Below are 13,190 nucleotides of genomic sequence, written 5' to 3'. Positions count from 1 at the left end.
ATTAGTACTAATTTGATGTAAAAAAAATGCTTCTTTTATCGAAGCAATTTTAAAAAATGATCTGCTGTTTTCGTGATTACAGTTGCATCCTTCAATGTTTCTGAAATAAATAACGCTCCTTCAAGATTTGTAATAAAAAGTGATGCAACCTCATCAATATTAATCGTATTTCTAAATTCTCCATTCTCTACCCCTTGTTTAAGTAATAGAGAAACTTTCTTTTGTAATCCTGTAAAAAAAAGACCTATTTTTTCTTTTATTTGCGTGGCCTGTGTAGGACTTTGAATATAAAGAGTAATAAATGGACAGCTTCCCTTATACTCTCTCGATTGAACTCCTTGTGATAATTGCTTTAAAAACAGTTGGATACGATCTTCAACTAAAAATTGGTTCTGAGAAAGTACGTCATCAATTGCAGATTGATACATTTCAATCCAATAATCAACGACCCCTTCTAATAATACTTCCTTATTAGAAAAGTGATAATACACATTAGACTTTGAAACTTTGCTTACACGTACTAATTCATCCATACTTGTATAAGCAAACCCTTTTTCTAAAAATAATGTTGCAGCTACTTCAATCACACGTTTTTGATTCATTAATTTTATCTTTGTCATAACTAGAACTATATAGTACTAATTTAAATATTGCAAGTATTTATGTTAATTTTTAAAAAAGTTTGATTAAAAAAGTTCCACTAACATTGATTTTGCTGCAAAAAAATCTTATTTTGAATAAAGTTGAACTGAACCCCGAAATTGTTAATTCACTATCGTCTAATAGAGATCACCATACTACCCATCAACTTAAGAAAAAGAAATGCCCCCAAAACGAAAAAATGAGCGGCTTCTCAGAATAGCTATCTGTAGAAAAAGAATTTTTTAATTTAGGGATATATGAAAGTATTAGCTTGATGGTGATGTGGCGGTACCTCATATAAAGAAATTTTAAACATCTTAATCTGCCTTTCCTTTATGTAAATATGGGAATAACGAAATTACCCCAAGGATAGCTAAACAAGCTCCAATCCATAGAGGAGATACAAAACCATATCCTTTACTGATCCCAAGACCACCTAGTGACGAACCAATAACAATACCTAGCGTAATAAAAGAACTATGAACGGTATTTATCATTATTCCATTACTAGCTGTTTTCATCACCCTCGCAACCATAGCTGGATTCAATGCTACACCAGTTAAACCAATAAAAATCGTAGAAATCACTGCAATGTATTTATTCTCTGCACTTAAAGCAAATAAAGACAACGCTATGATTAATATAATTAATCCACCCATAAGTATTTTCATTGTAAATTTATCAGCGAACTTGCCAATTATTATATTCCCAATTACCGTCGCACTACCATAGAGAGCAAGTAAATATGGAATACTTGCACTTGAAAATCCTGTAACATTTGTAAAGATAGGAGTGAAATAGCTAAATGCTGCAAACGTGCCACCAATAATGAACATACTTGTTACGTACGCTGCCCAAAGATGAATATTCTTAAATCGCAGAAGTTCATCTTTCCAATTTAATTGCTCTTTATTTGAAGATGATGGTAACAACCGTTGAATCATAATCCCTGATACTAGCACAAGAACAGAAACAGCCCCAAAACTAATACGCCAGCCAAAATATTGCGAAATAACGGTCGTTATAGGTAAACCTAATACAGTTGCGAACATTAAACCTGCAAGTACAATTGATGCAGCTTTTCCCCTTGAATCAGAGTGAACCAATGTCGCAGAAAAGGAAATCGCAACTCCAAAAGCTGAAGCTGAAGCAATACCAGTTATAATACGTGAAATCATCATAATATCATAGTTCCAAGCAATAGCTCCGAGCGATTGACCAATTAAAAATATGAACATTAAAAACAATAATGCTTGTTTGCTGCGCATTCGTAAGAGGATTGCAGTTAAAATGGGGCCTCCTATTACCATTGCTCCTGCATAAGCTGAAATTAAATACCCAATAGATGATACAGGAACCTGGAATGCAAGAGCAAGTTCATTCATCATACCTGCAACCATAAATTCTGATGTAGTCATACAAAAGATTGCTAAAGCTAATAAATAAATAATCGATGACATAAAAACACTCCTTATTCATTATTGTAATGATCGGTACAAAAATAGTGCGAAAAAAGAGCGCACTAAGCGCCACAAATAGACTCTACTGTTCCTTTGATAACTTGTTCAGACAACATCCGATTTTGCATCGATACATTAAGAACACGGAATCCGTAATAACTGCTTAAAAGCAGACTAGCTAATTCCTCAGCTGATTGCTTCTTTGAAATTTCACCTGTTTGCAATCCTTCCTCCATCACTGTTTCAATAGCTTGTTTAAGAAGTTCAACATGCTTCGAGAAAATTTCTTGTACCATTAAATCGTTTTTAGCACGTTCTATACTGGCATTAATCAATAAACATCCTTTTTGATCCATATTCTCAAAGTCTTCTTTCAATGCCCATTCAAAAAAATTACTTAATCGTTCTTTAACTGGAATTGGAGTATGTAACAATTTCCTTTGTTCCCTAATCCCAATTTCATGGTAGCGTTCTAATACTTGTTTATACAGTTCATGTTTACTACCGAAAGTATTGTATAAACTTCCTTTTCCAAGTCCTGTATCACTGCATAAATCTTGTGTAGAACACCCTTCATATCCTCTTAACCAAAATGTTTTCATTGCAACATCTACAATTGAGGAATAATCAAACTCTCGAGGTCTGCCGCGTTTATTCAATCGTATCCTCCTCTCATTTTAAAGATAACATGAATAGAATACCCTTTTTGTACCATGCGGTCAATAATTTTGTTTTATTGTACTGTAAAATAAAATTTGATTATTTTAGATTACGAATAATGAAAAATAGCCCCTTTATTCAAATTTCCTAGCGAAAAAATCACGTTTTAATAGACTTCTTTATCATCCCTACCTTTCTATAGATTACTAGTTATGAAACAAGGATCGTTTCATAACTAGTAATTTACTTGATTAGCTTGATGAGTATGGAGTAGTGCCCCTATAAGCAAAACCCTCCAGAAACATCTAAAATCTGCCCAGTTACCCAGCGGCTATCAGAAGAAGCAAGGAATGCTACTGCATCTGCAATATCTTCAACTTGCCCTATTCGCCCGAACACAGATGAATTCGTAGCAAAACTTCGTATTTCCGGATCATCTAGCAATTTTGCATTAATATCTGTCTTCGTATATCCAGGCATAATTGTATTCACTGTTATACCTCTTTCTCCGAGATGTTTAGCTAGAGGAAGTGTCATCGTATTTAATGCACCTTTACTTAAGCCGTATGCAATTGAGCCTGTAAAACCAAGTCGTACTTCAGCTGATGAAATGTTAATAATACGCCCCTCTGCTCGTAGTAACGGCAATGTTTGCTGAATTAAGAAGAACGGTGCCTTAATATTTACAGACATAATTTCATCAAAAACTTCTTCTGTCGTATTTTCAATCGTTCCTTGTGTACCTATCCCTGCATTGTTTACTAAAATATCAATCTCTGATGTACCAACTTTTATTTGTAATTCATTCTTTAACTGTTTTACTAGCTTTTTGACACCATCAATTGAATTGAGTTCAGCTTCAATTAAGAACGCTTTTCCTCCATTAGATTCAATCTCACTAATCGTTTCATCTGCAGCTGTTTTATTTCGGCCGTAGTGAATCGCAACTAATGCTCCATCTTTCGCCAATCTCATCGCAATCGCACGGCCAATTCCGCGACTCGCTCCTGTTACTAACGCTACTTTCCCATCAAGATTCTTCATTTTTTCCATCCCTCCTAAATTTCCGTTTGATAAAAACCTATACTTATATTTTCATGTAAACACCAATCATTTTAAATATAGATTTATAGGTAATTTAGTCCATTCGCTTATGATATTATAGTTATAATTCGTAATTTACTTTATAAAACAAAAATAAGGAGGCTACACAATGCAAAACGCCGTAAAACTGGATGAAATCGATCATAAAATTATGAACTTGTTGTATGAAAATGCGAGAATTTCTGTTTCAGAAATAGGACGAATTATATCCATGACGCAGCCTGCTGTAAAAGAACGTATTAACAAGCTTGAAGATCAAGGAGTTATAGCGGCTTATCGAACGAAATTTGAGCCTGCAAAAATTAATAAAAACATTCAAGCATTCATCATGTTTAAAACGAGCCAATGTACTGATTTTATTCAATATTGTAATGCCGCTCCTGAAGTAACGGATTTATACCGAATTAGTGGGGAATTTAATTATATGATGAAGGTCATGAGCGATTCGATGGATTCTCTCGCTACATTTTTAGACTCTTTAATGCAATTTGGCTTGTCATCTCCTTTAATTGTTTTAAAGAGTGAGTTTGAGGAGAAATTGTCATTCTAATAAAGGATACGTATTATCCTCCGCTAACAGTAAAAGCTTTTCCTTTATGAGAAAATCCAACAAAATTAATGATTAGTAACAAAAAAGAACATTGATTTTCAATGTTCTTTTTTATATCTCTACTTATTATTTAGATTGCTATTCGAAAAAAGTACCTTAATCCCCTTACCCTTGATTCCTCTGCGCCTCTCTAAACTCCTCCTTCACCTTCTCTAACAACCCTTCTTCCGTAATTAATCGATACGCCGTATTTGCTAATGCTTTTGCCGATGTAATTAATGCTTTATCTCCAAGTTCTGAACGTGCTGCTTCTCTAAATTCATTCGTATGTGCAATTAAATCATCTGGTCCGATTTTAATGTACGGATGAATTGTCGGTACGACTTGACTTACGTTTCCTGCGTCGGTTGAACCGATTCCTACTCTTTCTTTACGATTTACATCTTCACCTAATAGTTCTAGTTCTTCCGCTACGATATCGTTATATGTTTTTGTTACGAGTAATTCATCGATTTCATTTTGGAATTGATGGATTTTTACTTTTGCACCTGTTGCTAACGATGCTCCCTCAGCAATATTTTTTACTTTTTCTGTTACTTCTGCACATCTTTTTCGCGTTGCTGCACGGATGAAGAACCTTGCTGCAGCGTAGTCAGGAATAATGTTAGGTGCTTTTCCTCCTTCTGTAATGACGCCATGAATTCTCACGTCTGACGGAAGTTGTTGGCGAAGTGCATTAATACCGTTATAGAGCTGAATAACCGCATCTAATGCGTTAATCCCTTCTTCTGGCGAAGCTGCAGCGTGAGCTGTTTTTCCGTAAAAATGAAAATCAAGTGGATCGACTGCTAGTGAAGGACTCGTTGTCGCTGTTTTTCCGCTCGGATGAATCATAAGCGCCGCATCAATGTCTTTAAATAAACCTGCCTTTACATAACTTGATTTCGCGCTACCATTTGGCCCGCCTTCTTCTGCTGGCGTACCAAACACGACAACTTCTCCGCCAATTTCTTCAAGTGTTTCTGATAATGCAATTGCTGCTGCAACACTAATTGTGCCGATTAAATTGTGACCACACGCATGACCGAGTCCTGGTAAAGCGTCGTACTCCGCTAAAAATGCAATTGCCGGTCCTTGTTTTCCAGAGCTTTTTCGCGCGATAAATCCCGTTTCATGTCCAGCTATATTGTGCTGCAACTGAAACCCCGCACTACCTAGTAATAAACTTAACGTTCTTGATGCGTAAAACTCTTGGTTTCCAATCTCCGGATTCGCATGAATATCATGACTTGTTTCTATGTACTTTTCCTTATTTCTTTCGATACTCTCTTCAATTGTTTTTCTTTGTGACGCTACTCCTGTCGCTCCCATTTTTCTTCCTCCTTTTATTTTCACGTAAAAAAGCCTCTTTCTAAAAGATAGAAAGAGGCTTCTGTATATACAGTCAAAATGAGCTTCTTTCTTATCTTTCAAGTTACCTTGCTGGAATTGGCACAGTATTCATAACGAATCCGCTGCCGAGGTATCATAGGGCCAGTCCCTCCACCTCTCGTGATAAGAATTTTCATAAAATTATATTAAATTATTTTTTATTCTAAGTTCATTCCAAGTAAAAGTCAAGGAATTCCTATCCGAATTTACCGAATATCTAAAAATCCTTTTAATACACCAATTGTCTCAGGTGCTTGCAGTCTTGCACATACGTACGGAAATTCCGTACTACCTTCAAACATCATTTGAGATGTAAGCGGTGCGCCTGCCCAGAAGATTTCATCATCGATTACTAGGAACGGGAATGCTTTATTTTGTCTTTGTAACTTTACATTTTTCAGTGGAACTGGTCCGTCACTATACACTGTTATTTGCGCATTTGTACGCATTAACGCTTGCCATACTCGCTTATCCACTTGTTTTGTACTTGGAAGTGAAATAATAATTTTTCGTTTTGCTGCTAAAATATCTTTTAATAGCCCTTTCGTTTCCTCAAGATTCATTTCCATAAACCAGCGTAAACGTTTCGATATTTTTCGTTCCCACAATTGTCTTGATGTCGTGCGATCATACACATCTCCGTGACGTTCTATATGAGCTGTTAATTGTGATAACGCTTGTTTTCTCGAAAGGTTTTTACGCATATAATGGCAATCTGATAATTGAATGAACTTCCCTCTCGCCCTTGTCACTGCTACATTGACGAGGCGATGGTTTTTATGGTCAAAGAATAATACGCCAGGTCGTTCTTGCGGATAACTGTCAACCGTATCAAAGATCATCATATCTCTTTCAGAACCTTGGAACTTATGAACTGTCGCCGCTAAAACTGGTATGTTTTGATATTTCGTTCTCTGCAACATTTCTCTAATACACGTCGATAAAAAGCGTGACTGCGCCCTGTAAGGTGTCACAATACCAATTGATTGAACACCGTCTAACAATCCGATTAACATCATTTGCATTGCTACTAAACCAGACATAATGTTAAAACGTGAACCAGAAGCAGCATCTTTTAACGAAAAAGCTCCCATTTGGCTCGTATCAAATAAAACACTCGCTTCATTTGCAAACGGCTGCAATTGCGCAAGTTCTTTACGCTCTGAAACAGACGGATGATCGTATACTCTATTTTTATAAATAAACGAATTCGTAAACTTCGATATATCCGCATGCATACGTCTTTGTTCCTGCAACATAAATAGGTTTGGGTGTGCTTCTGATTTATTAACAGACTCAACAATCCCAGCATGGTAAAACATATCTTCCCCAAGCCATTTGCGAACGAGTTCATGATTTGCCATCGCAATTGGAGGTAACTGTAAAAAGTCACCGCAAACGACGATACGTTTTCCAAGTGAAGCAGCTAATGCAATTTGCGGAACGAACGCCATACTCACCTCATCTACGACAACTAAATCAAATGTACGCTCATAAATTAGCGCATCAATGGCACATTTCGATAAAGTTGCGCCGATTACTTTCGCATTTTCAATATATTCTTTTTCTACTTCTTTAATTTTAGCCTTTTGCTTTCGAAGATCACTTTCAATCTCCTGCATACGCTTCTTATCAGAGGACGTTGCCTTATACGATAAGATTTTTTCACGAAGCTCTTGGCGTGTTTCTTCCAAGTAGAGTCTTTCCTCACCCCATGATCCGTTCGTCGTTTCAACTAACTTAGATGCAAGTAACGTTTCATGATTTCGTATATGTTCATGTTGACTATAACCGTAACGAACAATTTCGCCAGGCGTCCATTTCTTTTTCTTCTCAATTTGCTTCGTTACTTCACTCATTAATACGTCTACTGCCGCGTTACTATGAGCTAACACAAGTACCGATTTTCCTTTTTGATAATGGGCCGAAATAATACGTGATAAATTGTAAGACTTCCCTGTTCCCGGCGGTCCCCATACGTACGTTGTCGGATTATAAAACGCGCGATATGCCAGTTCATTTTTTGGATTTTTCATCTTCTCAATATGTTTCGGGCTGCTCGTCCCATCAACAAGACGCTTTATACGATTACGTTTCAGCTTATCTTTACGTGCTTCTTTCAATCGCTCTTGCAGTTGCTCTAAAAGTTGCCACGGTTCACTGTATAAAACCGCTTCTCTTATTTCACCTTGTATATAATCATTTAATTTCAGTTCTATTTCTAATCCATGTACAGATAATACTTCTCCTGTCGCTTCCTCACCATCGAACTCAATTCGAATCGGTGAACCTTCAGGTAAGCTTACTTCCGAAATAAGCTGAAATACGTATACTGTACTTTCATAATCTGTATATAAAAAACGACCATTCATGATAGAAATTTTACTACCACCTATCGTTTTCCAATGTTTAATTTCATATGCTAATGCATAATGCCACTCTTTCATCGTTTCCGATAATGAAGGAGTTTGAGTAGTTGTATTCATCGTATAATCTCCTTCCTTCTCCCCAAACATACTTTCTCACTATACCATATAACACGCTAAAATTTGTAAGGTTTTTATCTTGCTTATTTTCTTAATTTTCAATAATATATTGTATATAATTTTCAGAAAGAAGGAATCTACATGCCAGTTAGAAGAATAGAACACGTTGGACTTATGGTTGCAAACTTAGAAGCATCTATCTCATTTTATGAAGAAGTAGTCGGCTTACAGCTCCTTAAACGTATGGGGCACCCGAACCCAGACTTAAAACTCGCTTTTTTAGGTGTGGAAGAATCGAAAGAAACGATACTCGAACTCATTGAAGGTTATAACTCTTCTCTTCCGGCAGAAGGAAAAGTACATCATATTTGCTTTAAGGTAGATTCATTAGAGGATGAAATTGAAAGAATACAAAAACACGGCGTAACCTTTTTACTAGGAGAAGAAATCGAAACATTACCAGATGGAACACGTTACATATTCTTCGCTGGCCCTGATGGAGAGTGGATTGAGTTTTTTGAGACGGAGAGATAAAGTGAAACTTTAGTCAGCCCACAATAAACGGGATAATAACTTTATGATCCACATAAGGAGTAGAAACTGATGAATACAGTTTTTATTATCGTTTTTTGGGTACTTATACTATTTCCACTTCTTAATATAATCCTAATAAAGAAGTGGAATATAAGTCCCATTGATCTCATGGGGGTATTTGGCAATTTAAAAACGCTGTTTACTTATAGCACTTTTACGAATGCAAAAATAGCCAAAATACGCAAGCAGTTTCGCATAAAAACTTGCATATTTTAGGCTGTTTAATTGTACTCCTTATTTTGTTAAAGTTACCCGTCGGTTCAATTCCAAAGACCTCAGCTGACGATTAACTCAAGTACCGATTTCGGATTACCCTCATGTGATGAAGTTCGTGTTCTGTATCCGCTACACTATCTGTAGCAACAGTTGCTATCTCATTTTCTTCAAAACTTGACATTGCTCGATTTATAGCCTGTTCTAGCTTTACGTTCTTCTTTTTCATAGCTGTTACTAAGCGTTCTATAGTTGCTACATCTTTATGATAAAAAATTCTAGAATTATTATTGCTACATTCTTTCATTTTATTAATTAGTATGATATACCATCACAGCACCAGAAAGACTAATATAAGCTAGTATCATCCATACGTTATCATTTCTAATCTATCCTGTTTAGAAATGATAACGTTTTTTTGTACTTAAAGGTATTAAAATTTCTTAAGTTGATGGGAATATAGGGTGTCCCCTATATGGTGGAGATAAAATCGTAGCGGATGACATAGGAGAAAAACTAAACGGTCTAAAAGTATTGTATTTTAATATTAAAATTTTAAAGGTAGCCAACTATATAAAATGTAACACTGACGTTCCAGGGGATTATGTTGAATACAATAATGAGGAAAAATGGTTTATGTCTATATTATTTTCTCTTCTAATTACTATATCTTTTTAGCATACTATTAACTATAAGGAGGGAGTACCGAAATGGAAGAAAAGAAAGTGACGTGGTTAGAACTCTTTTATGATTTGTTATTTGTGGCGGCAGTGACGGCTGCGACTCATGTTTTACTTCATGTTGAAGATGGTCAAATCCATGCAGAGTATTTAGTAAAATTTGTCTTAATTTTTATTCCGATCTGGTGGGCTTGGGTAGGGCAAACCATCTTTGTTAACCGGTTTGGAAAAGATTTATTTCATCAAAGAATTTTTTTGATCCTGCAAATGTTTTTTGTCCTAATAATGACATCAAGCTTATCATCTGATTTTGATCCTTATTATCTTTCTTTTTTAATTGGCTATATTGGCTTAAGGGTCGTGACTGCAATTCAATATCTTGTTGTCCAGCGTATAGAAGAGGGAGCTCGAAAAAAAGCAGCACTCTTTTTAGGAAGATATTTTTGGATTGGAATCGTTATTTCATTATTATCCGTCTTTTTTGATTCTTGGATTCGATATGCTGTGTTATATTTTGGGATTCTTATCGATATTATTGTCCCACTGCTTGGAAGGAAGTATTTAGAAAAGGTTCCTACAAATACAGCCCACTTGTTAGAGAGATTTGGTCTATTTTCCATTATTCTCTTTGGGGAAGCTCTTGTAAGCACTCTTGTGGTCATTCAACCTAAACAAGGAAATTGGGATTCAATAAGCTTTGCGATCATTTCATTTATCCTCATTATTTCGATGTGGTGGCAATATTTCGATAACATGGAGAAGAAACTCGACAAGTCTAGACAAACTTCTGGTCAAATTATTATTTACGGTCATCTATTTATTTTAATGTCTTTGAGTATGGTTGCAGCATCCATTAGATTATTATTTTTACATGAGGTCTATTATTCTTTTATCTTATATTTTGTTTTTGGTTCTGTATTGCTCTATTTCCTGTCAACTACAATTGTTTTTCATCAATACAGGTTTGAACAACACCGCTTGAACATTTATCATTTGTGCTTGTTTTTAGGAATTTTAGCAGTCTTTTTTGTTATTAATTTAATTATAGTAGTGCCGAATATTGTGATAATAGGACAATTAACCTTATTTTTTATCATCTATGCTAAATTAACAAGCACATAAATAAAAGAATCAAATAAATTAGTATCAAACTATAATACTGGTTTATATATATTGGTAAATTTTATATTTATATTAAATCTTATAATTCACGGTGACTCTGATGCAACTGTACCTTTTGAGTTAAGTGGAAACGCACATATGATTCCATTCCTGATAGTAAACTTGCTCTAATACAAGTTGTCCTCATGGATTAAACGCAACTCCTACAAAAGAATTTAATGAAGTATTATTAACATTTTAAAAGAATAATCTTTGAGGAACTACCAGAGGCGGTTCAACAGCAATATCAAGAATAATAACACGAATTTATCGATTAGGGTTTTCCAAAAAGAGTAGCGCTATGCCTAATCTTTTGGAAAACCTTCTTTACATAGTTTTTTTAGGTCTCTTAGGGGAATCGTCACAGTGCTATCAAGTTAAAAAATACATTCTTCCCATAAACGAAAAAACGAACTGAACTTCTATGGACAACTATGAAAGAATGAAATTTTCGTTTTGGGGATAATTCAAAATCTTAGGTTGATGGCGATGTGGCGGTACCCCAAATCCAACATCTCTAGCTAGATTCTGTAAGGTATTTGGTGATAAAAGACTCTTAATCTCCTGTGCAAATAATTGTAAGTCGTCAGATACAGAATTAGACATAAAAAAACGTCATCCTTTCCTATAATTCTACCGTAAGAATAACGTCTTTATGGCGATATAGTGGTATACCTACTTAATTTAGCTTATTCTCCCTTTTCGGAGATTTGGGCAAAATTACCCCACAAAAAAACAGCGAACCCTTCGAATATGTGGGTTCGCCATTATAAATCATTTATTTCACGTCTAATTTTTCTTTCACCTTCCCAGGAAGCTCGTCTTTCTTCACCTCTTCCCAAGCAGTTACACCTTTTTTATCGGAGTGGAACACGCGTAAGAATGCTTCTTTACGAAGCTCTTTAAATCCATTAAATTTCACTGTTTTTTCATTACCATTTTCGTCAAATCCTTGTAATTCATAATTATACTCTGTGTATTTATTTCCTTCTTTAGATACCCCTGACTTTATTTTCGCATCAGTTGTAATTTGAACATAGTATTCATCTTTTCCCATACGATTCACATCGCAACCAACTAACATTGTAGCAAATACAACTAGAATACTAAAAAGTGTAATATATCTTTTCACGTCATTCACCTCATGTGTTTTTTATTATGCTGTTATCATAACCCCTTTTTATTTGAGAAGAAATTCAAGAACATGACATGAAGATTACACTTTTGTAAGATAATAAAAAGACGACTACAACAGCTGCCTTTTTAATCAACATCATAACAATCACTTGCATTGTAGTCTAACATTTAAATAAACCAACCCATATAACACAAAAAAGAGGAGTCACCCTAAGGTGACTCCTTGCCTAAGATAACTCCCAAAATATAAGTTATACAACATCCTTAAAAAAATAAATAATTTACTCCGGTTGCTATGATAGAGAATCCCATAATAATTGCTATTACAATACTGTGACGTACACGATTCATAACGAAGATTGCAATATACTCTCGAATCATCGCATTTGGGCAATAATAGAAGGCTGTTTTTGAGCCAATTCCTTGGCTATTTAATCCTACTATTTTAGCGTATAATCCGGCGCGAAACACATGGAAGTTGTTTGTAGAAAAAATGCAATTATACTGTGTTCCTTTTAATGATTCCATAATTCTCTTTGAAAAAAGCATATTTTGGTATGTTGTAGTAGAACGGTCCTCTTTTATTGTATTCTCTAGAGGAATCCTATTATTCACAGCATACTCCTGCATAGCTTTCGCTTCAGAAATATTTTCATCTGATCCTTGTCCACCAGAGAAAATAATCTTAGGTGGTGAGGAAACTGCTTCTTGTTTCTTATAAAATTCAATAGCTCTATTAATTCTGCTAGCTAAAAGTGACGTAACCTTAAATATTTAGAAATTTAAAAAGCCCCCTAATATTGTTAAAGGGGCTTTACTCATACGAATGATAATTTTTATAAATAATTGCTAAATAGTGAATTTACATAAATGCTTTTAGAAGCTCTTGAACTAATGGGATTGCTCCACCTATAAATTTTAAAACTGCCATTGCGATTTCCATATTATTTCCTCCTCTTTTGTTAGTACTGGGATGTGATTAAACTTTATACCTTTATTATAGTAAACGCTTACATTTGTAACAATACATTTCTGTATGCAATATTGCATATTTATACATTTTGACAATATT

The 13,190-nt window shown here is 35.0% G+C and carries 10 protein-coding genes, 3 pseudogenes and 1 riboswitch; of the genes and pseudogenes, 3 read left to right on the top strand and 10 right to left on the bottom strand.

The window, feature by feature from the left end; genetic code table 11:
* Positions 1 to 35 precede the first annotated feature (35 nt).
* The 4 genes from ACTFSL_RS08705 to ACTFSL_RS08690 all read right to left on the bottom strand — a co-directional run bounded on the left by ACTFSL_RS08705 (position 36) and on the right by ACTFSL_RS08690 (position 3,806).
* On the bottom strand, positions 36 to 602 hold the full coding sequence (locus ACTFSL_RS08705) for a TetR/AcrR family transcriptional regulator (protein ID WP_001072324.1): 567 nt from the start codon (positions 600 to 602) through the stop codon (positions 36 to 38).
* Between the two features lie 357 nt (positions 603 to 959).
* Positions 960 to 2,102, bottom strand: coding sequence for an MFS transporter (locus tag ACTFSL_RS08700; protein ID WP_006918182.1), 1,143 nt, complete (start codon positions 2,100 to 2,102; stop codon positions 960 to 962).
* Between the two features lie 62 nt (positions 2,103 to 2,164).
* The gene (locus tag ACTFSL_RS08695) at positions 2,165 to 2,761 is read right to left on the bottom strand and encodes a TetR/AcrR family transcriptional regulator (RefSeq protein WP_001042194.1); all 597 of its coding nucleotides are present in this window, start codon (positions 2,759 to 2,761) and stop codon (positions 2,165 to 2,167) included.
* A 280-nt stretch (positions 2,762 to 3,041) separates the two neighbouring features.
* Positions 3,042 to 3,806: an SDR family oxidoreductase gene (locus tag ACTFSL_RS08690; protein WP_135277768.1), complete on the bottom strand. Its 765-nt coding sequence runs from the start codon at positions 3,804 to 3,806 to the stop codon at positions 3,042 to 3,044.
* Between the two features lie 169 nt (positions 3,807 to 3,975).
* Between ACTFSL_RS08690 and ACTFSL_RS08685 the strand changes: the two genes are divergently transcribed.
* Positions 3,976 to 4,416 (top strand): Lrp/AsnC family transcriptional regulator, encoded by a 441-nt coding sequence (locus ACTFSL_RS08685; protein ID WP_006918188.1) that lies wholly within the window; start codon positions 3,976 to 3,978, stop codon positions 4,414 to 4,416.
* A gap of 165 nt (positions 4,417 to 4,581) precedes the next feature.
* Here ACTFSL_RS08685 and ACTFSL_RS08680 read toward each other — a convergent pair whose 3' ends face one another.
* Together ACTFSL_RS08680 and ACTFSL_RS08675 are read right to left on the bottom strand one after the other, a co-directional pair.
* Positions 4,582 to 5,787, bottom strand: coding sequence for a M20 family metallopeptidase (locus ACTFSL_RS08680; RefSeq protein WP_088339074.1), 1,206 nt, complete (start codon positions 5,785 to 5,787; stop codon positions 4,582 to 4,584).
* A gap of 88 nt (positions 5,788 to 5,875) precedes the next feature.
* A riboswitch (SAM riboswitch) is annotated at positions 5,876 to 5,977 on the bottom strand.
* A 76-nt stretch (positions 5,978 to 6,053) separates the two neighbouring features.
* Positions 6,054 to 8,363: an AAA domain-containing protein gene (locus ACTFSL_RS08675; RefSeq protein ID WP_002041447.1), complete on the bottom strand. Its 2,310-nt coding sequence runs from the start codon at positions 8,361 to 8,363 to the stop codon at positions 6,054 to 6,056.
* A 111-nt stretch (positions 8,364 to 8,474) separates the two neighbouring features.
* Between ACTFSL_RS08675 and ACTFSL_RS08670 the strand changes: the two genes are divergently transcribed.
* Positions 8,475 to 8,867, top strand: a complete 393-nt coding sequence (locus tag ACTFSL_RS08670) for a VOC family protein (RefSeq protein WP_001145268.1) — start codon at positions 8,475 to 8,477, stop codon at positions 8,865 to 8,867.
* 391 nt (positions 8,868 to 9,258) lie between these two features.
* On the opposite strand, the pseudogene ACTFSL_RS08665 reads toward ACTFSL_RS08670, so the two are convergent.
* Positions 9,259 to 9,441, bottom strand: a pseudogene (locus tag ACTFSL_RS08665) (hypothetical protein); the annotation flags it as partial.
* A 409-nt stretch (positions 9,442 to 9,850) separates the two neighbouring features.
* On the opposite strand from ACTFSL_RS08665, the gene ACTFSL_RS08660 reads away from it, so the two are divergent.
* The gene (locus ACTFSL_RS08660) at positions 9,851 to 10,942 is read left to right on the top strand and encodes a low temperature requirement protein A (protein ID WP_088339069.1); all 1,092 of its coding nucleotides are present in this window, start codon (positions 9,851 to 9,853) and stop codon (positions 10,940 to 10,942) included.
* 817 nt (positions 10,943 to 11,759) lie between these two features.
* Here the strand turns inward: ACTFSL_RS08660 and ACTFSL_RS08655 are convergent.
* The 3 genes and pseudogenes from ACTFSL_RS08655 to ACTFSL_RS08645 all read right to left on the bottom strand — a co-directional run bounded on the left by ACTFSL_RS08655 (position 11,760) and on the right by ACTFSL_RS08645 (position 13,168).
* Positions 11,760 to 12,113, bottom strand: coding sequence for a YxeA family protein (locus ACTFSL_RS08655; RefSeq protein ID WP_000833211.1), 354 nt, complete (start codon positions 12,111 to 12,113; stop codon positions 11,760 to 11,762).
* Between the two features lie 269 nt (positions 12,114 to 12,382).
* Positions 12,383 to 12,886, bottom strand: a pseudogene (locus ACTFSL_RS08650) (YdcF family protein); the annotation flags it as partial.
* 94 nt (positions 12,887 to 12,980) lie between these two features.
* Positions 12,981 to 13,168 (bottom strand): annotated as a pseudogene (locus ACTFSL_RS08645) (hypothetical protein).
* Positions 13,169 to 13,190: the final 22 nt, after the last annotated feature.

It is taken from the genome of Bacillus cereus group sp. MYBK108-1 (assembly GCF_051917185.1).
In the GTDB taxonomy this organism is placed as follows: Bacteria; Bacillota; Bacilli; order Bacillales; family Bacillaceae_G; genus Bacillus_A; species Bacillus_A cereus.
This window is presented reverse-complemented; position numbering and strand designations above follow the sequence as displayed.